At 73.6% G+C, this 20,854-nt stretch carries 23 protein-coding genes; 6 read left to right on the top strand and 17 right to left on the bottom strand.

The window, feature by feature from the left end; translation table 11 throughout:
• The first annotated feature begins 104 nt into the window (after positions 1-104).
• Complete coding sequence (locus ACZ63H_RS27185; protein ID WP_469869341.1) at positions 105-1,394, top strand: ROK family protein; 1,290 nt, start codon at positions 105-107, stop codon at positions 1,392-1,394.
• 117 nt (positions 1,395-1,511) lie between these two features.
• Here ACZ63H_RS27185 and ACZ63H_RS27180 read toward each other — a convergent pair whose 3' ends face one another.
• The 6 genes from ACZ63H_RS27180 to ACZ63H_RS27155 all read right to left on the bottom strand — a co-directional run bounded on the left by ACZ63H_RS27180 (position 1,512) and on the right by ACZ63H_RS27155 (position 7,192).
• On the bottom strand, positions 1,512-1,769 hold the full coding sequence (locus ACZ63H_RS27180; RefSeq protein ID WP_469869339.1) for a hypothetical protein: 258 nt from the start codon (positions 1,767-1,769) through the stop codon (positions 1,512-1,514).
• A gap of 36 nt (positions 1,770-1,805) precedes the next feature.
• On the bottom strand, positions 1,806-2,837 hold the full coding sequence (locus tag ACZ63H_RS27175; RefSeq protein ID WP_469869337.1) for an SDR family oxidoreductase: 1,032 nt from the start codon (positions 2,835-2,837) through the stop codon (positions 1,806-1,808).
• Positions 2,838-3,008: 171 nt separating this feature from the next.
• Positions 3,009-3,596 (bottom strand): nucleotide exchange factor GrpE, encoded by a 588-nt coding sequence (gene grpE / locus ACZ63H_RS27170; RefSeq protein ID WP_469869335.1) that lies wholly within the window; start codon positions 3,594-3,596, stop codon positions 3,009-3,011.
• Positions 3,593-5,485 (bottom strand): molecular chaperone DnaK, encoded by a 1,893-nt coding sequence (gene dnaK, locus ACZ63H_RS27165; RefSeq protein ID WP_469869333.1) that lies wholly within the window; start codon positions 5,483-5,485, stop codon positions 3,593-3,595. The genes grpE and dnaK overlap by 4 nt, the downstream gene beginning before the upstream one ends.
• Before the next feature lie 96 nt (positions 5,486-5,581).
• On the bottom strand, positions 5,582-6,403 hold the full coding sequence (locus ACZ63H_RS27160) for a VOC family protein (protein ID WP_469869413.1): 822 nt from the start codon (positions 6,401-6,403) through the stop codon (positions 5,582-5,584).
• Between the two features lie 135 nt (positions 6,404-6,538).
• A complete protein-coding gene (locus ACZ63H_RS27155; protein ID WP_469869331.1) occupies positions 6,539-7,192 on the bottom strand; it encodes a YdcF family protein in 654 nt (217 codons plus the stop codon).
• A gap of 189 nt (positions 7,193-7,381) precedes the next feature.
• On the opposite strand from ACZ63H_RS27155, the gene lpxA reads away from it, so the two are divergent.
• From lpxA to ACZ63H_RS27140, 3 genes are read left to right on the top strand one after another with little or no spacing between them, the layout of a single operon-like run.
• Positions 7,382-8,164 (top strand): acyl-ACP--UDP-N-acetylglucosamine O-acyltransferase, encoded by a 783-nt coding sequence (gene lpxA / locus ACZ63H_RS27150; RefSeq protein ID WP_469869329.1) that lies wholly within the window; start codon positions 7,382-7,384, stop codon positions 8,162-8,164.
• Positions 8,161-9,213, top strand: coding sequence for a UDP-3-O-(3-hydroxymyristoyl)glucosamine N-acyltransferase (locus tag ACZ63H_RS27145; protein ID WP_469869327.1), 1,053 nt, complete (start codon positions 8,161-8,163; stop codon positions 9,211-9,213). Before lpxA ends, ACZ63H_RS27145 begins: the two co-directional genes overlap by 4 nt.
• The gene (locus tag ACZ63H_RS27140) at positions 9,210-9,998 is read left to right on the top strand and encodes a UDP-3-O-acyl-N-acetylglucosamine deacetylase (protein WP_469869325.1); all 789 of its coding nucleotides are present in this window, start codon (positions 9,210-9,212) and stop codon (positions 9,996-9,998) included. Before ACZ63H_RS27145 ends, ACZ63H_RS27140 begins: the two co-directional genes overlap by 4 nt.
• Positions 9,999-10,059: 61 nt before the next feature.
• Here ACZ63H_RS27140 and ACZ63H_RS27135 read toward each other — a convergent pair whose 3' ends face one another.
• The 6 genes from ACZ63H_RS27135 to ACZ63H_RS27110 form a co-directional block, all read right to left on the bottom strand.
• Complete coding sequence (locus ACZ63H_RS27135) at positions 10,060-10,887, bottom strand: lysophospholipid acyltransferase family protein (RefSeq protein ID WP_469869323.1); 828 nt, start codon at positions 10,885-10,887, stop codon at positions 10,060-10,062.
• 262 nt (positions 10,888-11,149) lie between these two features.
• On the bottom strand, positions 11,150-12,058 hold the full coding sequence (cynR, locus tag ACZ63H_RS27130) for a transcriptional regulator CynR (RefSeq protein WP_469869321.1): 909 nt from the start codon (positions 12,056-12,058) through the stop codon (positions 11,150-11,152).
• 52 nt (positions 12,059-12,110) lie between these two features.
• Positions 12,111-12,611, bottom strand: coding sequence for a nucleoside deaminase (locus ACZ63H_RS27125; protein WP_469869319.1), 501 nt, complete (start codon positions 12,609-12,611; stop codon positions 12,111-12,113).
• Between the two features lie 90 nt (positions 12,612-12,701).
• A complete protein-coding gene (gene cynS / locus ACZ63H_RS27120) occupies positions 12,702-13,172 on the bottom strand; it encodes a cyanase (RefSeq protein ID WP_469869317.1) in 471 nt (156 codons plus the stop codon).
• A 73-nt stretch (positions 13,173-13,245) separates the two neighbouring features.
• A complete protein-coding gene (locus tag ACZ63H_RS27115; protein ID WP_469869315.1) occupies positions 13,246-13,830 on the bottom strand; it encodes a carbonic anhydrase in 585 nt (194 codons plus the stop codon).
• Between the two features lie 145 nt (positions 13,831-13,975).
• Positions 13,976-15,310, bottom strand: a complete 1,335-nt coding sequence (locus tag ACZ63H_RS27110; protein ID WP_469869411.1) for an MFS transporter — start codon at positions 15,308-15,310, stop codon at positions 13,976-13,978.
• A 137-nt stretch (positions 15,311-15,447) separates the two neighbouring features.
• Here ACZ63H_RS27110 and ACZ63H_RS27105 point away from each other — a divergent pair, with 137 nt between their 5' ends.
• Positions 15,448-15,807, top strand: a complete 360-nt coding sequence (locus ACZ63H_RS27105) for an ArsR/SmtB family transcription factor (protein WP_469869313.1) — start codon at positions 15,448-15,450, stop codon at positions 15,805-15,807.
• A 188-nt stretch (positions 15,808-15,995) separates the two neighbouring features.
• Here ACZ63H_RS27105 and ACZ63H_RS27100 read toward each other — a convergent pair whose 3' ends face one another.
• From ACZ63H_RS27100 to ACZ63H_RS27080, 5 genes are all read right to left on the bottom strand, one after another.
• Complete coding sequence (locus ACZ63H_RS27100; RefSeq protein ID WP_469869409.1) at positions 15,996-16,247, bottom strand: twin-arginine translocase TatA/TatE family subunit; 252 nt, start codon at positions 16,245-16,247, stop codon at positions 15,996-15,998.
• A 13-nt stretch (positions 16,248-16,260) separates the two neighbouring features.
• Entirely contained in the window at positions 16,261-16,836 is a 576-nt protein-coding gene (locus ACZ63H_RS27095) for a TerD family protein (RefSeq protein WP_469869311.1), read from the bottom strand.
• Between the two features lie 249 nt (positions 16,837-17,085).
• Positions 17,086-18,096 carry a sporulation protein gene (locus tag ACZ63H_RS27090; RefSeq protein WP_469869309.1) on the bottom strand — a complete coding sequence of 337 codons (1,011 nt, stop codon included), beginning with the start codon at positions 18,094-18,096 and terminating at the stop codon, positions 17,086-17,088.
• A 222-nt stretch (positions 18,097-18,318) separates the two neighbouring features.
• A complete protein-coding gene (locus tag ACZ63H_RS27085) occupies positions 18,319-19,032 on the bottom strand; it encodes a B3/B4 domain-containing protein (protein ID WP_469869307.1) in 714 nt (237 codons plus the stop codon).
• A 58-nt stretch (positions 19,033-19,090) separates the two neighbouring features.
• A complete protein-coding gene (locus tag ACZ63H_RS27080) occupies positions 19,091-19,738 on the bottom strand; it encodes an FMN-binding negative transcriptional regulator (protein WP_469869305.1) in 648 nt (215 codons plus the stop codon).
• A 274-nt stretch (positions 19,739-20,012) separates the two neighbouring features.
• On the opposite strand from ACZ63H_RS27080, the gene ACZ63H_RS27075 reads away from it, so the two are divergent.
• Positions 20,013-20,597 (top strand): helix-turn-helix domain-containing protein, encoded by a 585-nt coding sequence (locus ACZ63H_RS27075; RefSeq protein ID WP_469869303.1) that lies wholly within the window; start codon positions 20,013-20,015, stop codon positions 20,595-20,597.
• Positions 20,598-20,854: the final 257 nt, after the last annotated feature.

Below are 20,854 nucleotides of genomic sequence, written 5' to 3'. Positions count from 1 at the left end.
CCCTCCGCTTAGCTCACAGCATGAACTAAGGCGTGGGTTAATGTCGCGCCCCGCTGCTTGAAGGGGTATGTTGCAGGTCGGGCACGGTTCGTGAAGGGAGCCATATGGCGGGGCGCAACGGGCGCACGGTACGCGACCTGAGACGAGGCAACCGTACGGCGGTGCTCCAGCGACTGTACTTCGACGGCCCCCTCAGCCGCTTCGAGCTGGGACCGGCCACCGGACTCAGCTCCGGCTCGGTCAGCAACGTGGTCGCCGACCTGATCGCGGACGGCCTGGTCGAGGAGGCCGGCAGCGTCGACTCCGACGGCGGCCGGCCCCGCACCCTGCTGCGCGTCGCCCCGCACAGCGGGCAGATGATCGGCGTCGACGTCGGCGAGACCCGCGTACGCGTCGAGCTGTTCGACCTCGCCCTGACCGAACTGGCCCGGGTGGAACGGCCACTGACCCCGCAGGGCTACGACGTGGAGGTCATCGCCGGCCACATCCGCGACGGCGTCGCCGAGGTCCTCACCGCCCGACAGGCCGCCCCCGAGCGGCTGCTCGGCGTCGGCGTCGGCGTCCCGGGCATCGTCGAGCACACCCCCGACCAGGGCGCCGTCGTCCACGGCCAGACCATCGGCTGGGACGCGGTCCCGCTGGAGCGGCTGCTGCGCTCCGCCTCCCCGCTCCCCGACGGGGTGCCGTACCTCATCGACAACGGCGCCAAGACCCTCGGCCAGGCCGAGATGTGGTTCGGCGCGGGGCGCGGCGCCCGCAACGCCGTCGTCGTCCTCTTCGGCTCCGGTGTCGGCGCCTGCCTGGTCACCCCCGAGGTGGAACACGGGCGGGCGGTGGAGTGGGGCCACCTCACGGTGCGGGTGCGCGGCCGGCGCTGCCGCTGCGGCGCCCCCGGCTGCCTGGAGGCGTACGCCGGCGCCGAGTCGCTGCTCGCCCGCTGGCGCGAGGAGGGCGGCCGACCGCCCGAGGGCACGGACGAGGAGACCGCGCTCACGGCGATGCTCGCCGCCGCGTACCCGCCCGGGGACACCGCGCCCGACCCGGTCGCGCTGGCCGTCCTGGAGGAGACCGCCGAGTACCTCGGAGCCGGCCTGTCCGACCTGATCAACCTCTTCCAGCCCGAGCGGATCCTCATCGGCGGCTGGGCCGGTCTCCAGCTCGGCACGCGCTTCCTGCCCGCCGTCCGCCGGCACGCGGCGACGTACGCCCTGCGCCACCCGGCCGACCAGGTGACCATCGACCTCGGCCGGCTCGGCCCGGACGCGGTCACCGTCGGCGCGGCGATCCTGCCCCTGGCCGACTTCTTCGCCAGCGGCGGCCGCCGCCCCGAACCGATCATCCAGAGCCCCCTCCCCCCGTGGCACACGGCCCTCCAGGAACGGGCCCCGCACTGAGGGGACGTGCCGACCGGGGCCGCGCGGCACGTCAGGACGCGGGCGGGGCCCGTCGTCACGACGGACCCCGCCCCGCACGCCATCCGCACCTCCCCACGGCCCGGAGCGGCAGGCGTCTCACGCCGGCGGCTCGTCCGGGCCGGGGTGTTCCGGGTGCACCGTGCCCGACCGGGGCGCGCCCCGGGGACCGGTGCCGGCCTCGTCCGTGTCCGGCGCGGTGGCCTGGTCGCCGGCGTGCTCGTCCCGCTCGTCGCGGGCCGGCCGGCCCGGGTCGGCGTCCCAGCGGTCCTCCCGGGCACCGGCCTGCTGGTCCGGCATGTCCCGGGGCACCGGCCGCTCCCCGTCGCCGGATCCTGATTCCCGTACAGCTGCCATCGTGTTCCCACTCCTCCGTCGGCTCGGGGGCCGGTGTCAGCCGACCTTCCGCCCCCGCATCGGTTCGGTCTCCATCCCGCCGCCCTGCCGCAGGCCCTCAAGGAACTCCCGGATCACCTCGGTCGCCGTACGCCGGGGCTGCCAGCCCAGTTCGTCACGCGCCCGCGCGCAGTCCATCAGCGGCAGCCGCAGCACGGCGTCGAACAGGTGCGGGGAGGCGGGCAGCAGGTGCAGCCCCCAGGCCGCGGCGATCGCCGAGCGGGCCGCCGTGCGCGGCAGCCGGACCGGCCGGGAGCCCAGCAGCCCGGCGAGGACGGCGGCGTCCAGCGGGGGATCGGCGGCCAGATTGAACGGGCCCCGGGCGTTGTCCGAGCGCACGGCGAGCCGGTAGGCCTCGGCCGCGTCGTCGGTGTGCAGCGCCTGCACCCGCAGGCCGGGGACGTCCGGGAGGAACGGCAGCAGGTCCGGCCGGGCCAGCGGGCCGGGCAGGAACCGCCCGCCGAAGATCCGCCGCTGCTCGCTCGCCGACTGCCACTTGAACAGGAACGCCGGGCGCATGCGCACCACCCGCACCTCGGGGTGGTCGCGCTCGAACACGTCCAGCGTGCGCTCCAGATAGGCCTTCTCCCGGCAGTACGCGGCGTCCGGCCAGCCGTGCGTCGGCCAGGACTCGTCCACCGCGCGGTCCTTCGGCCCCGGCGAGTACGCGCCGACGGACGAGGCGTGCACCAGCACCGGCACCCGGGCCGCGGCGACCGCCTCGAACACCCGGATGCTCCCCAGCACATTGGTCCGCCAGGTCTTCACCGGGTCGTGCGTCGGCTGGAACGCCCAGGCCAGATGGATCACGGCGTCGGCGCCCTCGAACCGTTCGGCGAGGTTCTCCTCGTCGGATCCCAGGTCGACGGCCGCCCACTCGGTCTTGGGCGGCGACCACTCGGGTGTCCGCCGGGCCAGCCCGCGCACCGACTCGACCCCGGGGTCCTCCGAGAGCAGGCGCACCACACTGGTCCCGACATTGCCCGTGGCACCGGTCACGACCACCCTGCTGCCCGCTGAGCTGCTCACCTTCGGCTCCTCTCGTCGGCGCGGCGGAGCTGCGACGAGCGCCCGGGTACCCGGGCGCCGGGCGCGCACACGCGCCACCCCGCCCGGCCGTCGTCCTCGGGCCCCGGTCGCGGTCGGTGGCATCGACGCCGAACCACGCCGCCACGCCCCACCACGTGCGGCCCTGCGCGGCTACCGCCCGGTCACCGGTTCGGCGACCTCGACCTGAGCCGGCCGCAGGAGCTGGTCCCCGACCCGGTAGCCGGGGCGCAGGACGACGGCACAGGTGGGCCGGTCGACGTGCGCGGAGCGGGTGCAGGAGACCGCCTCGTGCCGGACGGGGTCGAACGGCTCACCCGCCGTACCGAACGACCGCAGCCCGAGCGCCGCCAGCTCCTTCTCCAGGACCTCGGCCACCCGCCGGAAGCCGCCGGTGACCTCGCCCTGCCCGCGGGCCCGGTCGATGGCGTCGAGGACGGGCAGCAGACCGGTGAGCACGTTGGCCACGGCTATCTCGCGCACCGCCAGCCGGTCGCGGCCGACCCGCGCGCGGTAGTGGTCGTACTCCGCCCGCACCCGCCGCAGGTCCGCCGCGCACTCCCGCAGCCGCTCGCGCAGGAGGTCGGCCTCCTCCGCGGCCGGTGCCGCCGCCTGCCGGGCGGGCTCGACATCGCCGCGGCGGCGGGGCTCCAGGCTGGTCCCGGTGGCCGGCCGCCGGGTGCCGCCGACGACCGACAGCGCCGGGCCGTCGCGGCGGCCGGTGCCGCCCGGCCGGGTCATCCGGCACCGTCCTGCCGCTTGTCCTCGTCGACGATCTCCGCGTCGACCACGTCCTCGTCCGGCCCGCCCGCGCCGGACGCGCCGCCGCCCGCGTCACCCCCGGCCGCCTGCGCGCCCTCGTCCTGCCGCGCCTGGGCGTACATGGCGGTGCCCACCTTCTGGGCCGCCGCGGTGACCTTGTCCGTGGCCTGCCGCAGGGTCGCGGAATCCGCCGACTCCGTCTTCAGCGTCTGCTTCAGCTCGGCCAGAGCGGCCTCGACCTCGCCCCTGACGTCGGCGGCGATCTTGTCGGTGTCGCCGGCGGTGTCGGCCAGCAGCCTCTCGGTCTGGTACGCCACCTGCTCGGCGCGGTTGCGGGTCTCGGCGGTCTCACGCCGCCGCCGGTCCTCCTCGGCGTACTGCTCCGCGTCCCGCATCATGCGGTCGATCTCGTCCTTGGCCAGCGAGGAGCCGCCGGTGACGGTCATCTTCTGCTCCCTGCCGGTGCCGAGGTCCTTCGCCGTGACGTGCATGATGCCGTTGGCGTCGATGTCGAAGGAGACCTCGATCTGCGGGACGCCGCGCGGCGCCGGCGGCAGACCGGTCAGCTCGAACATGCCGAGCTTCTTGTTGTACGCCGCGATCTCCCGCTCGCCCTGGAAGACCTGGATCTGCACCGACGGCTGGTTGTCCTCGGCCGTGGTGAAGATCTCCGAGCGCTTGGTCGGAATCGTGGTGTTGCGCTCGATCAGCTTGGTCATGATGCCGCCCTTGGTCTCGATGCCGAGGGACAGCGGGGTGACGTCGAGCAGCAGGACGTCCTTGACCTCGCCCTTGAGCACACCGCCCTGCAGGGCCGCGCCGACGGCCACGACCTCGTCCGGGTTGACGCCCTTGTGCGGGTCCTTCCCGGTCAGCTCCCGCACCAGCCCGGTCACCGCCGGCATCCGCGTGGAGCCGCCGACCAGGATGACGTGGTCGATGTCCGACACCTTGATCCCGGCGTCCTTGACCGCGTTGTGGAACGGGCCCTTGCACCGCTCCAGCAGATCACCGGTCAGCTGCTCGAACTGGGCGCGGGTGAGCTTCTCGTCCAGGTGCAGCGGACCCTCCGCGGACGCCGTGATGTACGGCAGGTTGATCGTCGTCTCCGAGGACGACGACAGCTCGATCTTCGCCCGCTCCGACGCCTCCCGCAGCCGCTGCACGGCCATCTTGTCCTTGGCCAGATCGACGCCGTGGTGGTTCTTGAACCGCTGGACCAGGTGGTCCACGATCCGCTGGTCCCAGTCGTCACCGCCGAGATGCGTGTCGCCGTTGGTGGCCTTGACCTCGACCACGCCGTCGCCGATCTCCAGCAGCGACACGTCGAACGTGCCGCCGCCCAGGTCGAAGACCAGGACCGTCTGCTCGTTCTCCTTGTCCAGGCCGTAGGCCAGGGCGGCGGACGTGGGTTCGTTGATGATCCGCAGCACCTTCAGCCCGGCGATCTCCCCGGCCTCCTTGGTCGCGGTGCGCTGGGAGTCGTTGAAGTACGCCGGTACGGTGATCACCGCGTCCGTGACGTCCTCGCCGAGGTACGCCTCCGCGTCCCGCTTCAGCTTCTGCAGCACCCGCGCGGAGATCTCCTGCGCGGTGTACCGCTTGCCGTCGATGTCCCCCTGCTCGGGGAACCGCCACTGCGCGTCGCCCATGTGCCGCTTGACCGAGCGCACGGTGCGCTCCACGTTGGTGACGGCCTGGCGCTTGGCGACCTCGCCGACCAGCACCTCGCCGTTCTTGGCGAAGGCCACCACCGACGGCGTGGTCCGCGCCCCCTCCGTGTTGGTGACGACCGTGGGCTCGCCGCCCTCCAGGACCGAGACCACCGAGTTCGTCGTGCCCAGGTCGATTCCCACTGCACGTGCCATGGCCCTCTCCTCCATCTGAGTCCCAGACCCGGAGCAGACACCTCTCGTCAGAGCCTGGATAAGGTCCCCGGCCCGACTTGTCAAGAAATACCGGTTTTAAGGGTGTTCTCCGGAGTGATCGGCCGGCCTCGACGTCACGGTGAACCGGGCGCCGTCGGGGTCGCGCAGTACGGCCTCGTGCTCGCTCTCCTCCAGGACGCCGCCGCCGTGCCGCTCCGCGGCCCGCGCGCACGCCGGCACGTCGGCCACCAGGAAGGAGACCTGCCAGTGCGGCCGTACCGAGGGGTCGGGAGCCGTGTCCGACTCGCCCGACTCGATGCGCGCGACGACGAGGCCCCGGCTGCGCAGCAGCACCTCGTCGGCCTCGTACTCGACCTCGCAGGCGCCGGGGCGGTCCGAGGCCCAGTCGAGGACACCGCCGTAGAACAGGGCGGCGTCGAAGGCGTCGCGGGTGTGCAGGGTGAGGCAGGTCGGGGCCGCCTGCCGCCAGGCGTCCCAGTGGCTGAACAGCTCCCCCTCCCAGATGGCGAAGGTGGCCCCGTGCCGGTCGGACAGGAGCGCCACCCGTCCCGGCGGCAGCCGCAGCGGGCCGACGCCCGCCGTGCCGCCGCGCTCCCGGGCCCGCGCCGCGGCCTGGTCGGCGTCGGGGACGGCGAAGTACGGCGTCCAGGCCACCCCCGTCTGCCGCAGCGCGGGCAGCACGGCGATCCCGGCGACGGGCACCGAGTCCACCAGTGCGATGCGGAAGTGGTCGCCCGCCCCGGCCGGGCGCCAGTGCCAGCCGAGGACGGCGCCGTAGAAGCGCTGGGCCGCCTCGAGATCGTGGCTGGTCAGACTGACCCAGCACGGCGCGCCGGCCACGGAGGACGTGGAGACGACGTCCGTGGCCCCGGGGGGCTGTGTCTTGCCGTGATGCATGGCCATCGTGCCTGGCCTCCTGCCCCCGCCGCCCTCGCTCCGCGAGCGATGTACCGGCGGGAATGCGAAACCTGAAGCGTCAGCGTACCCCCACCACCCGCACGGAAACGGCCATCACCCGCCCGGTCCGTGGTGTCACCCCGTGGGGGAGGGAATCCGCGCTCGGCCGTCGTACCCGGATTCGATCAGTTCCGAGAACGCCGCCCGGACGCCGGGCGGAATCCGCTGCGGTTCGATGCGGCCGAGTTCCGCGTAGTCCTGAATTCTTCGCAGCTCACCCACGAGTACGTCAATCATAATATCCTCATGAATGCCTGCGTGGGCGAATTCCGAAAGAGTGAACGGATTGGGTACGCACAGGAATTCCACATCCGGCCACAGCGCGCGGGCCGTGGCATAAGGGCGTAGCGGGAACCAGGACACCAGAAGTACGGTGGTCGGCTCGATCCCCGCAGCGTGCAGGAGTTTCCGGGTCAGCCGGATGTTCTCCGCCGTGTTGGTGGCCCGCGGCTCGACCAGGATGTCGCGCGCGGGAACGCCGAGGGAGACCGCGTGGTCACGGTAGTGAACCGCTTCTCCACGGGGGAACAGGCGTGCGGTGTACGGGTTGTTCGCGCCGCTGAACACCAGGAGGGGAGCGAGCCCGGCGTGGTACAGCCCGGCGCAGGTGGCCGCGGTCCGCAGGCCGACGCTTCCGAGGCCGACGACGACACCCGCCGGCCGGGGCTCGTGCCGCGTCCGGAGGAAACGGGCGAGCAGCAGCGCCCGGTTCCGGTCGGCTTCCGTCACCGGTCGCACGCACGGCCCCATGTTCACTCCTTCGGTCCAGCGGGCGGCGAATGCCGCGGATAACTTCGGTTACGCTACATGGCCTGACGGAATCGGTCTTTTGCCTCGATGGGAATGCCGAGCACGGGAGGGGCGGGCGGCCGTCATGAATGCCGCCCTGCTCCCGCCGGCGAGGGGAGAACCTGAGCGATGGATATTCACCCTACGGCGATCGTCTCCTCCGAAGCCATATTGGGCGCGTCGGTCTCGGTCGGCCCGTACGCGGTCGTCGAAGCCGGAGCCCGGCTCGGGGACGGCGTCCGCCTCCAGTCCCACGCGGTCGTCCACGGTTCGGCGTCCGTGGGCCCGGGAGCCACGATCGGTGTGCACGCGGTGGTGGGGGGCGACCCGCAGGACCTGAAGTTCAACCCCTGGATGACCACCGGTGTCGAGATCGGGGCGGGCACCGCGATCCGCGAGGGCGCGACCATCCACCGCTCGACCAGCTCGACCCCCACCCGGGTGGGGCGCGACTGCCTCGTCATGGGCGGCGCGCACATTGCCCACGACTGCCGCCTCGGGGACCGGGTGACCGTCAGCCAGGGCGCGGCGCTCGGCGGACACGTCACCGTGGAGGACGAGGCCGTCATCGGCGGCGCCGTGGCCGTCCACCAGTTCTGCCGCATCGGACGGCTCGCGATGATCGGCGCGCTCACCAAGGTCACCCGGGACGTCCTGCCGTTCACCGTGCTCGACGGATCGCCCGGGGTGCACTGGCAGGTCAACATGGTGGGCCTGCGGCGCCGCGGCATCCCCGCCGGCGAGCAGATGGCCCTGCGCCGGGTGTTCCTCGCCCTGCAGCGCGGCGAGACGGAGCCCGAGGAAGGCGCCAGCGAGCTGGTGCGGCACCTGCTCGCCTTCCACGCCACGGCCTCGCAGCGCGGCATCGCTGACTTCGCGCGCCGTGCGAGGCTCACCGGGAGGAAGCCGTGACGACCTGGACGCTCGCCGAGCTGGCGCGCCGCTTCGACGGCCGGCTCACCGGCGACCCCGGCCTGCGCGTCCGGCCGGTGCCCGCCGAGGCCGACGACCCCCACGGCATCGCCTTCTGCGAGGCGAAGTCCTATCTGAAACGGGCCACCAGGGTGGGGGCGCTGCTGCTGCCGCCCGGCCTGACGAGCCCCGGCAAGCCCGCCATCCACGTCGACGATCCACGGGCGGCCTTCGGCGTGCTGCTGGCGGAGCTGGACCGCCCGATGCCCCTGGCCGGCGGTGTGCACCCCACCGCCGTGGTCGACCCCCGGGCCGTCGTGGACCCCTCCGCGGACATCGGCGCCTACACCGTGGTGGAAGCCGGCGCCGTCCTCGGCCCGCGCGTACGCGTGCTGCCCTTCTGCTACGTCGGCGAGAACTGCCGGATCGGCGCCGACAGCGTGCTGCACCCACACGCCGTGCTGTGCCGTGACGTACGGCTCGGAGAACGCTGCTCGGTGCACCCGGGCGCCGTCGTCGGCGTGGAGGGGTTCGGCTTCCGCCGCGGCGAGGAGGGCTGGCGCCGCGTGCCCCACGTCGGCGAGGTGCACATCGGCGACGACGCCGAGATCCGCGCCCTGGCCTCGGTCGAGCGTGCCACCAGCGGCGTCACCGACATCGGACGCGGCGCCAAGATCGGCAACCTGGCCCAGGTGGGACACAACGCCCGCGTCCACGAGCACGCGATGATGGTGCCCATGTCCGGCATCGGCGGCAGCTCGGTACTGGGCCGCCGCTCGGTCATGGGCGGAGGAAGCCTGGCGGGCGACCACGTGGACATCGCCGACGACGTGAGCCTGGGCGCCCGGGCGTGCGTCACCCGTGACGTCCGCGACGCCGGGGTCTACCGGGGCTACCCCGCGCGCCCGCTGGCCCAGCAGCTGCGCGTCGAGGCGGTCCAGCCCCGGCTGCCCGACCTCCTGCGCCGACTGGAACGCCTGGAACACCTGGCCGCGGCGCGCGACGCCGGGCCCCAGGGGCCGTCCGGCGAACCCGGCCCGCCGCGGTGAACCGGAACACCCTGCGCGCACCCCTGAGCCTGCGCGGCCTCGGCCTGCACAGCGGAGAGCCCGTCACCGTGACCATGCGCCCCGGCGGCGACGGCATCGCCTTCCACTACCGGGGCGAGCGCGTCCCCGCCGTCCCGGCCAACGTGACCGGCACCAGCCGCTGCACGCAACTCGGGCCGGTCTCCACCGTCGAGCACCTCATGAGCGCTCTCGCCTGCGCACAGATCACCGACCTGGAGATCAGCGTCAGCGCACCCGAACTGCCCGGCCTGGACGGCAGCGCCCTGCCCTACGTCCGGGCCCTGCGGGCCACCGGGCTGCGCCCCCTCGCCGCCGCGCCCGCCCCGCGGCTGCCGCACCCCGTCAGCTACACGCACGGGGCCACGTACGTCGAGGCGCGCGCCGGCACCGGCCGGTGGACGTGCGTCTACCACCTGGAGGGCCACCCGCTCGGCGCCCAGTCCCTCACGGTACGACTCCCCGACGACCACCCCGATCACATCGCGCCCGCCCGCACCCTCGTGCTCGCCGAGGAGATCCCCGCCGCCCGCGCCCACCGGCTCGGCCGCGGTCTCGGCCCCGGCAGCGTGGTGGTCATCGGCGCACGGACCTACGAGGGGCCGGTGCGCTTTCCCGACGAACCGGTCCGGCACAAGATGCTCGACCTCATCGGCGACCTGTACCTGACCGGGATTCCCCCGGCGCACCTGGACGTCACGGCCCACCGCAGCGGACACCGGGCCAACGTGCGCCTCGCTCAGGCCCTGTCGGACGCCATCGCCTGACCCCGCTCCTGCCCTCGCCCACCAGGCGTCGGCGGGGCGGCCCCGCCGGAACGGGAGCCGTTCAGCCGGCGGCCCTTCCGCACGACGCCGGTCCGGTGCCGGCCGCCTCGTCGATCCGCGCCCTGGTGAGGTGCGCGAGTGCGCGCCGGTCGGCGCACACCGACGGATCCACCGCCTCCAGCGCGCTGATCTCGATCTCCAGGTCCCTGATCCGCAGCACGCGGCGGAACATGGCCACGAGGCTCTCGTCGTCGGGAAAGTAACTGCCCCGCGCCGTCGGCCCGCTCCCGCGGGCGACACAGCGCGTCAGCAACGGCCGTACGGGGGCCCGCGCGTCGAGCGCGGCCTGCAGTACCGCCGGCGGGAACGCGCCGCCGGGCGGCCGGCAACTGAACGTTCCCTGCGGGTAGACGAGCACCACCCGCCCTCCGCGCAGGGCGCCGGTCACCTCCTCGACCATCCTCGGCGTGGCCCGCAGCGCACCTTGGTCCACGAAGATCATGCCGGCCCTGCGGAAGAGCCGGCCGGTGAGCGGACTGCGGGCCGCGCTCTGATCGGTGACGACGAGCAGACCGGGGAACCGGGCCGTGATGGCCGGCCCGTCGAAGAAGCTGACGTGGTTCGACACCAGCAGCGCCGGTCCCGACCGGGGCAGGCTCCCCCGGACCCGGACGGAGATGCCCGCGGCGGCCACCAGCGAGCGCGCCCACAGCCGCAGCAGCCGGTGCGCGCCGCGCTGTCCGCACAGCACCGCGATCCGGCCGAGCAGCGGCGTCAGCAGGAGGACGGCGGTCAGCGCGGTCAACCGCCCCACGTAACGGATCCGGCCGACGTGGCGTACGACGTCGTCCCGGCCGACGCACCGCGGGCCGCATGCGGTGGCGGTCATGGGCGGCACGCCTCCGCGGCCGGTCCCACCCGCCGGCGCACCGGCCGTCCACTGGCTGACTCGCCCACATTCACGCTGTGTTCACTCTCCGCACGACACCGGTCCGCCCGCCGACGGCACCAACGCCCCAACGGTACGGCCCCGCCCCGCTCCGGTGACGCAGCCAAGGCGGTGCCGTGTCCGCCGGGTTGACCGCCGGGCCGGGGCGTACCACCGTCCGGCCCGGCGCAAGAGTCACCGGAACGGGTGACCTTCCGTCCGTTCAGTCCGGGCGGTACCCGCGGAGCCCGACCACGTCGTCGACGATCCTGGTGAAGGCGCGCACGGCGGCGCTCCGGTAGGCGTGGGCCCGTGCGAGGAGGGCGACCTTGCGGGCGGGCAGCGCGGGCCGGAGCGGAACGGGCCGCAGCCGGGGGTGGTCGTGGGTGACGGCGTCGGGCAGGACGGTGGCGAGCGCGGTGCGCTGGACGATCTCGATGAGGGCTTGGACGGAATTGGCCTCCATGGCGATGCGGGGGGTGACCGCGTGCCGGGCGAGGTGGTCGTCGATGTGCCCGCGTGTCGCGAAGTCCCCGCTGAGCAGCACCAGTTCCGTGTCCGTCAGCTCCCGCAGGTCCATGGGCGCCGAGGGGCCGGGGGCGCCGTCGGGATCGGCGCGGACCACGAGGCCGAGGGTCTCGGTGTACAGGTCGGTGGCCTCGATGCCCTGCTGGTGCGGGCCGGCGAAGGCGATCCCGAGGTCGATGTCGTCGGCGAGCAGCGCCGATTCCATGCTGTCCTGTGTGGTTTCCCGGAGGGTCAGGGTGATCCCCGGGTGCCGGTCGTGGAGTTCCGCCGCGAGCGGCCCGACGAGGTAGGCCGTGAAGGACGGCGTGACGGCGAGCCGCAGCCGGCCGCGCGAGAGGTCCCGCAGGTCGTGCAGGGCCCGTTCCCCGGCGGCCAGGTCGCGCAGTGCCCGCCGCGCGTGCCGGACATAGGTCTCGCCCGCGTCGGTGAGCCGTACGCTGCGCCCGGTCCGGTCCAGCAACTGCACCCCGAGCGTCCGTTCCAGCTGCCTGACCTGCTGGGACAGGGTCGGCTGGGAGATGTACAGCTCCTCCGCCGCCCGGGTGAAGCTGCCCTGGTCGGCGACGGCGAGCAGGTAGCGCAGGTGACGCAGTTCCACGGACACCCCGTCAATATACGAGCGGTGCACCGGACCCTCGCGCGGCGGCGCCACCGGTTCAGGAGGAGGTGGGGGCGTCCGCGACGTGTCGGTCACCGCCGTTGCGTTCCTGCCAGAGCCGGTAGACGTCCACCGCGGCCTCGCGCGGCTCGTGTCGCATCGGCAGTCGCCGCTCGGTCCAGTCCTTGGCGAACTCGTCGTAGAACGTGGCCAGTTCGAAGTACTTGCGGTCGTCCACGTAGTGCGGTTCGTAGGCGTCCCGGGTGGTGAGGAAGACGACCTCGTCGGGCGAGCAGTAGTACAGCGCGCCCAGGCACATCGGGCAGGGGTGGGCCAGCACGTAGATCGTGGCGCCGACGAGGTGTTCGGTGCCGAGCTTCACGCAGGCCTCGCGGATGGCGAGGATCTCGGCGTGGGCGGTGGGGTCGCCGGTCTGGGCCACCCTGTTGGGGCTTTCGGCGAGGATCTCGCCGTCCTTGACGATGACGGTCGCGAACGGCCGGCCGCCCTCGGTGACGTTGCGGCGGGCGAGGTCGATGGTGCGTTGCGTGAAGTCCATGTCGGCTCTCCTCTGTGTGGGGGGCGGTGGTGCGTGCCGGATGCCACCGGGTGGTCGTCCGGGGAGACCGTTCGGGGCGGACGGACGGGATCAGAAGGGCTTGAGCGGCAGGTACTTGCCGTCCAGCGTGATCACGGCGCGTTCGCCGCCCTCGGGGTCGGCGACCTTCTTGACGTCCAGCTTGAAGTTGATGGCCGAGATGATGCCGTCCCCGAACTGCTCGTGCACGAGGGCCTTCAGCGTGGTGCCGTAGACCTGGAGCATCTCGTAGAAGCGGTAGATGGTCGGGTCGGTGGGAACGGCGCCGGCCAGGGAACCGCGCGTGGGGATCGTCTGCAGCAGCAGCACCGCATCCTCGTCCAGGCCGAGCAGCTCGCCGACCGCGCGGGCGGCCGCCTCCGGCAGGGCATGCTGCCCGAGGACGGCGGCGGTGGTGAACGCGACCGACAGGCCGGCGGCGTCGGCGATCTGCTGCCAGGTGAGGTCCTTGCGGGTCTTGGCCTCGACCGCGGCGATGGCCACGGCCTGACGTGCGGCCGGGTCGAACTGGGCGTGCGTCATGGGATGTCTCCTTCGGCAGGGAAACGGGAGGCGGACTCGTGTGCCGTCCCGAGGGGGAAGGGGCGGGTAGGGGTCAGGCCGCGGCCGCGCTGTCGCGGGCGTCCGCGTCGAGGACGTCGACGGCTCCGGTGGCGATGTCGAAGACCCAGCCGTGCACGGTGACGGAGCCGTCGGCCAGCGCCCGGGCCACCGAGGGATGGGTGGTCAGGTTGTCGAGCTGGGTCCGCACGTTCGCCCGCACCAGGCGGGAGACGTCCGTCGGCGCGGGAACCCGGGCACCGGCGTGCCGCAGCCACCGGGCGACCGCGGGAACCGGACCCAGGTCGTGGCGCTCGGCCAGCGCGGTCATCGCGCCGCAGGCGGAGTGCCCGCACACGACGATGTCCGACACTCCCAGGACCGCGACCGCGTACTCGATGCCCGCGGCCACCGCCTCGGCGCCCGGGCCGTGGACCGGCACCAGGTTCCCGGCCGTGCGCAGCACGAACAGCTCGCCCGGCTCGCTGTGCGTGATCAGTTCCGGGACGACACGGGCGTCCGAACAGCCGATGAACAGCGTGTGCGGCGCGTGGTTCCCGGCGAGGCGGGCGAACAGCTCCGCCTTGCGCGGATGGACGTCGCGCTGGAAACGCCTGACGCCCTCGGCGAGGTCACGCATGGATCACTCCCTTCGGTGGGTGGTGCCGGCCCGCCGGCCGACTTCAACCACCATGCGTGACGTGTGTGTATAGAGTCCAAGACGCGATGTCGATGTGACCTATTGGTGCCGCCGATAGGGTGGCTCGGTCACCTCTGGCACGCCGTCAGGTCCGCGCGTGAAGTCCGTCGGCCGGCCGGGGGTGGCTGTGCCGCCAGCCGTGCGGAACGCGTACGGCGTCCGCGAGATGGGGGTGGTCGTCGCGCAGGTCCCTGTGCTCGTGCTCGACGGCCGGCGCCTCCTCCGGCGGCCACAGGCGCACCGCCAGCAGACCCGCGGCCAGGGTGATCAGCCCCAGGACGAGCACCACGGGCCGCAGACCCGCCGCCGTGCCCAGCCAACCGGCCAGCGGATACGTCAGCAGCCAGCAGCCGTGGGAGAGCGAGAACTGCGCGGCGAAGGCGGAGGTGCGCCTCTCCGGCGGGGCCGAGCGGCGGACCAGCCGCCCCGCCGGTGTCAGCACCATGGAACAGGCGGCCCCGAAGGCCGCCCAGACCGACAGCAGCACGGGCCAGCGCCACCCACCGCCGTCCGCCGCCAGGAGCGTGCCCAGCGCGACGAAGACGACGCCGATCAGCAGGGCCCCGCGCAGCATCACCGTGCGGTCGGCCACCCGGTCCAGGACGCGGGGCAGCAGCAGCGCGACGGCCATCGAACCGCCGCCGTAGGCACCGAGCGCCCAGGACACGTCGGCCGCGCCCCGGCCCAGGTGGTCACGGACGTACACCACGCTGTTGACCGTGACCATCGCGCTCGCCGCCGCCACCGCCAGGTTCAGCGCCAGCAGGGCCCGCAGCCGCGGCACGGCGAAGAAGAGGCGGGCGCCGGCGGTGGCCTCGGCGTACGGGCCGCCGCGCCCGGCCGCCGTGCTCGGTTTCGGCAGGACGGCGTGGACCACCAGCGCCGCCGAGGCGAGGAAGCCGGCGACGGTGCCGAGGAACAGCCGGTCGTAGGTCACCAGCGTCAGCAGGCCGGCGGCGAGAGCCGGGCTGAACAGGCTCTCCAGGTCGTAGGCGAGGCGGGACAGCGACAGCGCCCGCGTGTAGTCGCGCTCGGCGGGCAGCACCTCGGGGATGACGGCCTGGAAGGCGGGGGTGAACGCGGCCGAGGCGGACTGGAGCAGGAAGATCAGGGCGTAGACCTGCCAGACCTGGTCGACCAGGGGCAGCGCCAGCGCGGCCCCGGCCCGGACCAGGTCCGCGCCGGCCATCAGGGCCCTGCGGGGCAGCCGGTCGGCGAACGCGCCGATCAGCGGGGCGATCACCACGTAGGCCACCATCTTGATCGCGAGGGCCGTGCCGAGGACCGCGCCGGCACCGGAGCCCGCGATGTCGTAGGCGAGCAGGCCGAGTGCGACCGTGGCCAGGCCGGTGCCGACCAGGGCGATCACCTGGGCGGTGAAGAGGTGCCGGTAGGTGCGGTCGCGCAGGACGAAGAGCATGCGGCGGTCCCTCGGCAGGTCGGAGACGAGCACGGCCGACTCTCACTGTATCCACAGGTGCGCACTCGTGCACATATGGAGGACGAGAGGGAACCGCCGGGCGCGGATCCTCGCGATCCGGCCTCTAGGCTGTGTGCATGCCTGCACGCGAGACCTTGCCGACTGCGCCCGGTGCGCACCTGCGTCCCCCGGACAGCGCGCGTCTCGCGGAGGCGACCGAGGTCTTCGCGATGCTGTCCGACACGACCCGGCTGCATCTGCTGTGGCTGATCGCGCAGGGGGAGTCGGACGTCGGCTCGCTGACCGAGCGGTGCGAGGCGTCCAGGACGGCGGTGAGCCAGCACCTGGCCAAGCTGCGGCTCGCGGGCCTGGTGGAGACGCGGCGCGAGGGGCGGCACGTGTTCTACAGCCTGCGGGACGGGCACCTGCGGCGGCTGGTCCTGGAGGCGCTCAGCCACGCCGACCACCGGGTCAGCGGCCGGCCTCCGCACGCCTGACGGGACGGCGGGGCCCGACCGCCGCACGGGCCCGGCGGGGAGCGGCGGCCGGGCGGGCGCGGCGCCTCGGCGCGTACGCGCCGGCCGCCGGCGCGTCCACGCGCGCCGCGGCGGGAGAAGGCCGGTGGCCTCGCCCCGCCGCGTACCGGTACCGCCCACGGCCGGTGCCGACTACCGGGGGAGGCCGGTCAGCGCGGCCCCTCGTCGGCCGGCGGCCGGGACGGCGGTCGGCCGTCCGGGCCGGGGGGTGCCGGGGGCACGGTCTCTCCACGGATCACCCGCCGCCCCGCCGGCGGCTGTTCCTCCCGCGCCGCCTTGGCCTCCGCCTTGAGGATGCGCGCCGACTTGCCCGCGGACCGGGCCAGTTCAGGCAGCTTCTTCGCGGCCAGGACGGCGATGACGACGATCAGGAGGACCGCCAGTTCGCTCAACCCGAACATCACGGGCCGCCGGTCAGACGTTGACGCCGAAGTCGGACGCGATACCGGCGAGCCCGGAGGCGTAACCCTGCCCGACGGCGCGGAACTTCCACTCCGTGCCGTGCCGGTACAGCTCGCCGAAGACCATGGCCGTCTCGGTGGAAGCGTCCTCCGAGAGGTCGTAGCGGGCGATCTCCGCGCCGCCGGCCTGGTTCACGATGCGGATGAAGGCGTTGCGGACCTGGCCGAAGCTCTGGCCGCGGCCGTCGGCGTCGTGGATGGACACCGGGAAGACGATCCGGTCGACCTCGGCGGGCACGGCGGCCAGGTTCACCTTGATCGACTCGTCGTCGCCCTCGCCCTCGCCGGTGAGGTTGTCGCCGGTGTGCTCGACCGACCCGTCCGGGCTGGTGAGGTTGTTGTAGAAGACGAAGTGCCGGTCCGACAGGACCTTGCCGGACGCGTCGAGCAGCAGCGCGGAGGCGTCGAGGTCGTAGTCGGCGCCGGTGGTGGTCCGCACGTCCCAGCCCAGTCCTACCAGGACGGCGGTCAGGCCCGGCGCCTCCTTGCTGAGTGAGACGTTGCCACCCTTGGACAGGGAAACTCCCACTGCTCTCCTCCTCGGTGAGACGATGACTACCGGAATGAATCTACAGGACTGTAGAAGAAGCGTGGGGTGGCCCGACGGCCCGGCGCGGTCCACGCGCGGCGAGGCCCGGATCCGCCGGGATCCGGGCCGATGTCATCTCTTCCCGCGGTTCACGGACGGTTCGCGGCAACCGGGGCCGGCCGGCGGCGAGGGTGCCGGCCGGCCCCGGGGACGGGCCGGTGCCCGACGCCCGAGGCCGGCCGCCGGGAATCAGTCCTCGCCGTCCTCGTCGTCCTCGAAGAAGTCGCCGATCTCGTCCACGGCCTCGGCCGCGACCATGCCGCCCACGACGCCGACCGCGAGCCCCGCCGCGCCGGCGGCGACCGCGGTGCCGATGCCCGGACCGGAGCGGTGCTGCTCGTGGTGGTGGTGCTCGTGGTGGTGGTGCTCGTGATACCCGTGGTCGCCGGCGTACGGGCCACCGTGCCCGTACCCGGCGTGCGAGCCGTATCCGGCGCGGTGCTCGACCAACTGGCGCAACCAGCCGTCGACTTCCGCGTTCCAGTCCCGCGCGTCGTGGTGATCGACGGTGAACCGGGTCAGCGCGTCGTGGCCGGAGGAGAAGAGACCGGCGCGCTTGTCGGCCTCCAGGACGACCTCAAGGCCGGCGGGGGAGGCGAGGAAGGTCAGCTCGATCTCGTTGACCTGGTGCGCGTACTGCGGGGCCGGAGTCAGCTCGATCTCCTGGTAGAAGGGCAACTGCTGGCCCGTACCGCCGATGTGACCGTACTCCAGGTCGGCGGACCTGAAGCCGAAGCCGAGCTGTCCCAGGGCCTCCAGGATCGCCTCCTGGGCGGGCAGCGGCCCGACGGTCAGCTGGTCGAGGTCCCCCTTGTCCTTGGCCCCGGCCACGCCCAGTTCGGTACGCACGCCGAGCACGATGCCCAGCGGCTGACCGTACAGCTCGGTGACCGGCGTCTCCCAGGGCAGCGTCACGGCGAACGGGACGCTGCGCCGCTCGCCCGCCGCGAGCCGGAAGCCGCCGCCGACCGTGAACCGGTCGAAGGCGACGACGCCCTCGCTCTCACCGCCGTCGTGCTCGGCCTCGACGCGCGCCACGAGTTCGAGCGTGATGTGGTCGATGTCGAAGTCCGCGTCCCCGCCCTGGAGATGGACCTGACCGGTCAGGCCGTGGCCCGGCAGGGCGGGGCCGGGGTCGAGGACCGTGTCCACCGAGGGTCCGCCGATGCCGAGCGAGCCGAGCAGCCGTTTGAACACCATCGCGGCGTCCACTCCTTCATGTGCGTATGTCTGCGATGTCCGTGAGAACCACCGGGGGCCGGTCGTTCTCTACAAGCATGTAGAAGCATAGGGTCGCCGCGGGCACCGTGGCGGCAGTGCGCGGGACCGCGGCGCGACAAGACCCGAAAGGGGAAGGCCGCCTGCCGCGGATGCCCGTTCGGCGGGGCCGGCCGGGGCGTTCGACGGGGCCGGGCTACCGCCTCACGGGGCGAGGGCGATGTGCGGACGCGCGGCGCCGAGGCAGTGGACCGTGACGTGTCCGGTGTGGGGGAGGAGCAGGGTCCGCAGTTCCTCCGCCGCCGTCTTGAGGAGGTGGCCGTCCCGGGCGGCGTGCAGGGTCTCCAGGACGAAGGCGACGCGTGCGGAGTCCTCGGTGACGCGGGTGCGGTGGGCGTCGCGGTGGTTCCAGTGGCGGGTGAGGACGCCCGTGGCGTCGGCGTAGACGATCTCGCCGGGCTTGGGGTTCTCCACCGTGCCGGGCTCGCCGAGCGGGGTGAACTCCTCGCTGCCGTCGGCGGGCCGGATGTCGACGTCGCCGGTGACGTGGTCGAGGTCGAAGGCGCCGGCGGGCAGGCCGTGGCGGACGGAGACGGCGTTGTAGGAGTCGACGGCCGGGTTGATGCGCGGCAGGCCGCCCTTCTTGGCCATGCGGCGGCCGAGGGCGTCCACGCTGGGGCGGACGCGGCGGGGATTGGTGCCGAAGGAGCGGTAGGCGGCGTGCCACGCCTCGATGCGCGGGTCGCTCTCGTCGGCCGGCTGCCAGGTGCCCGCGGCGAGTCGCCCCTCCAGGTCCGCCAGGGCGGTGTCGGTGGCGGGCCAGGGCTCGCGGCCGCGCAGTCCGGTCGCGGTGACCAGGGCGATGAGCGTGTCGGGGAACGCGTCGGCGACGGCGGGGCTGATGCGGAAGGCGGTCATGGCGGGGTCCTGTCGTTGCGGGCGGGTGCCGGTGCCGGTGCCGGTGCCAGTGGCGGGGTCAGGGGGTCCAGGGGCCGACGCGGCCCAGCCGGCGCAGTTGCCGGCGGGCGGTGGGCAGGTCGAGGCCCTGCCCGCGCCGCGTGAGGCGGTCGGCCACGGCGGCGCGGTGCCCGACGTCCTTGTGGTCGTCGTACTTGAACTTGGCCCGCACGTCGAGCACGTCCAGGCGCAGGCCCCGGATGCCGGGGAGCATCCGGCCGTAGGGGGGCCGCCCGGGGGCGACGGGGGCGTGGTCGCCGTCGGGCTGGAAGTGTGCCAGCTGGCGGCGCAGCAGGTCGGCCTTGGCCTCGGGATCGTCGACGATGTGGGCGCGGCAGGTGAACTGGACGGCCGCGTAGTAGCTGGTGGGGACGCCCTCCGTGGGCGGGGTGCCCGGCTTGGCGCGCCAGGGGCCGGGGACGAAGGCGTAGTCGCCGATGACGGTGAAGACGACGTCCGGGTCCCGCTCGATCGCCTGCCAGACCGGGTTGGGGCGGGCCAGGTGGATCAGCAGGCGGTCCTCTTCGGGGGCGAAGTGGGTGGGGACGACGACGGGCGGCCCGCCCGGTGCGCCGTTGACGGCGAGCTGGCCGAAGTCGTGGCCCTCGGCGATCCAGGTCCGCCATTCGGCGTCGTCCAGGCAGGCGTCCCAGGGCTGGATGAACATGCGGTGCTTCCTGCGGGGGTGAGGGGGTGCGGGTCGGGTGAGGCCGGGGCGGCGACCGGGACGGTGCGCGGGACATGGGCCCTGCGGGCGCCGGGGCCGCCGGGGAAGCCGGCGCGTCCGTGGGCGAGGGAGCTGCCCAGGGTCGGCGGCGGAGCGAGCACGAGATGATCCCTTACTATCAATGGAACGACTGAACCGTACAACGTACCGACCGGGGCGTGTCAATCGAACGACCGATCGGTGCAGTGCAGTGGCCCATTGAGGATGTGATCGGATGGCAGAGACCGAGGCGGCACTACGGACCCTCGCGCGCAACGTCCGGGCGGCCCGCACCCGCGCCGGCCTGTCGCTGGACGAACTCGGCCGGCGGGCCCAGGTGAGCAAGGGGGCCCTGGTCGCGCTGGAGAAGGCCCAGGGGAACCCGAACTTCGCCACCCTGGTGCGGCTGGCCGACACCCTCGGCGTCTCCGTCTCCGCCCTGCTGGAGGGCCGGACCGAAGGGCGCGTACGCGTCGTGGCCGCCGGTGACCTGGCCCCGCTGTGGACCGGGCCGCAGGGCGGCGAGGCCCGGCTCATGCTGACCACCCCCGGGCCGGCCCCGGTCGAGGTCTGGCGCTGGACGCTGGAACCGGGCGAGGAGTACCCGAGCCACCCCCACCAGGCCGGTGTCGTGGAGACCGTCAGTGTCACCTCCGGGCGGATGACGCTGGTCGTGGACGGCGCCGAGCACCCCGTGGCGGCCGGCGAGACCGCCGCCTTCGACGGCGACGCCCCCCACACCTACCGCGGCGCGGGCACCGGGACCTGCCACCTGGTCATGACCGTTCACCTCCCGCCCGGCCCCGGCTCCGCGGGCTGACCCGCGCCGGCCGGGCACGCGCGCCGAGGGAGCGGATACGCGAAAGCCCCGGCCGTGACGGGGGTTTCACGGCCGGGGCGGTCGGTGGTGGGCGCGGACGGCGGTCGCCTCGCGGCGAGGGGCTCCACAGGGCTTCAGCCGAACGATCTTCCCTGTGGGCGAATGGTGAGGCCCGGGGACACTGTCCCGTCCGCACCCACGGCCTGTTCAACGGGCGGCAGCCCCACGGTGTTCCGTCGCCCCGCGTGACCCGCGTC

It is taken from the genome of Streptomyces sp. NPDC104831, assembly GCF_055583025.1.
This window is presented reverse-complemented; position numbering and strand designations above follow the sequence as displayed.

Bases quoted from the DNA above. Each gene is read 5' to 3' on its own strand.
- ACZ63H_RS27185 (WP_469869341.1), top strand. From the start codon at position 105: ATGGCGGGGCGCAACGGGCGCACGGTACGCGACCTGAGACGAGGCAAC.
- ACZ63H_RS27180 (WP_469869339.1), bottom strand. From the start codon at position 1,769: ATGGCAGCTGTACGGGAATCAGGATCCGGCGACGGGGAGCGGCCGGTG.
- grpE (WP_469869335.1), bottom strand. From the start codon at position 3,596: ATGACCCGGCCGGGCGGCACCGGCCGCCGCGACGGCCCGGCGCTGTCG.
- dnaK (WP_469869333.1), bottom strand. From the start codon at position 5,485: ATGGCACGTGCAGTGGGAATCGACCTGGGCACGACGAACTCGGTGGTC.
- ACZ63H_RS27160 (WP_469869413.1), bottom strand. From the start codon at position 6,403: ATGCATCACGGCAAGACACAGCCCCCCGGGGCCACGGACGTCGTCTCC.
- lpxA (WP_469869329.1), top strand. From the start codon at position 7,382: ATGGATATTCACCCTACGGCGATCGTCTCCTCCGAAGCCATATTGGGC.
- ACZ63H_RS27135 (WP_469869323.1), bottom strand. From the start codon at position 10,887: ATGACCGCCACCGCATGCGGCCCGCGGTGCGTCGGCCGGGACGACGTC.
- ACZ63H_RS27125 (WP_469869319.1), bottom strand. From the start codon at position 12,611: ATGGACTTCACGCAACGCACCATCGACCTCGCCCGCCGCAACGTCACC.
- cynS (WP_469869317.1), bottom strand. From the start codon at position 13,172: ATGACGCACGCCCAGTTCGACCCGGCCGCACGTCAGGCCGTGGCCATC.
- ACZ63H_RS27115 (WP_469869315.1), bottom strand. From the start codon at position 13,830: ATGCGTGACCTCGCCGAGGGCGTCAGGCGTTTCCAGCGCGACGTCCAT.
- ACZ63H_RS27110 (WP_469869411.1), bottom strand. From the start codon at position 15,310: ATGCTCTTCGTCCTGCGCGACCGCACCTACCGGCACCTCTTCACCGCC.
- ACZ63H_RS27105 (WP_469869313.1), top strand. From the start codon at position 15,448: ATGCCTGCACGCGAGACCTTGCCGACTGCGCCCGGTGCGCACCTGCGT.
- ACZ63H_RS27100 (WP_469869409.1), bottom strand. From the start codon at position 16,247: ATGTTCGGGTTGAGCGAACTGGCGGTCCTCCTGATCGTCGTCATCGCC.
- ACZ63H_RS27090 (WP_469869309.1), bottom strand. From the start codon at position 18,096: ATGGTGTTCAAACGGCTGCTCGGCTCGCTCGGCATCGGCGGACCCTCG.
- ACZ63H_RS27085 (WP_469869307.1), bottom strand. From the start codon at position 19,032: ATGACCGCCTTCCGCATCAGCCCCGCCGTCGCCGACGCGTTCCCCGAC.
- ACZ63H_RS27080 (WP_469869305.1), bottom strand. From the start codon at position 19,738: ATGTTCATCCAGCCCTGGGACGCCTGCCTGGACGACGCCGAATGGCGG.
- ACZ63H_RS27075 (WP_469869303.1), top strand. From the start codon at position 20,013: ATGGCAGAGACCGAGGCGGCACTACGGACCCTCGCGCGCAACGTCCGG.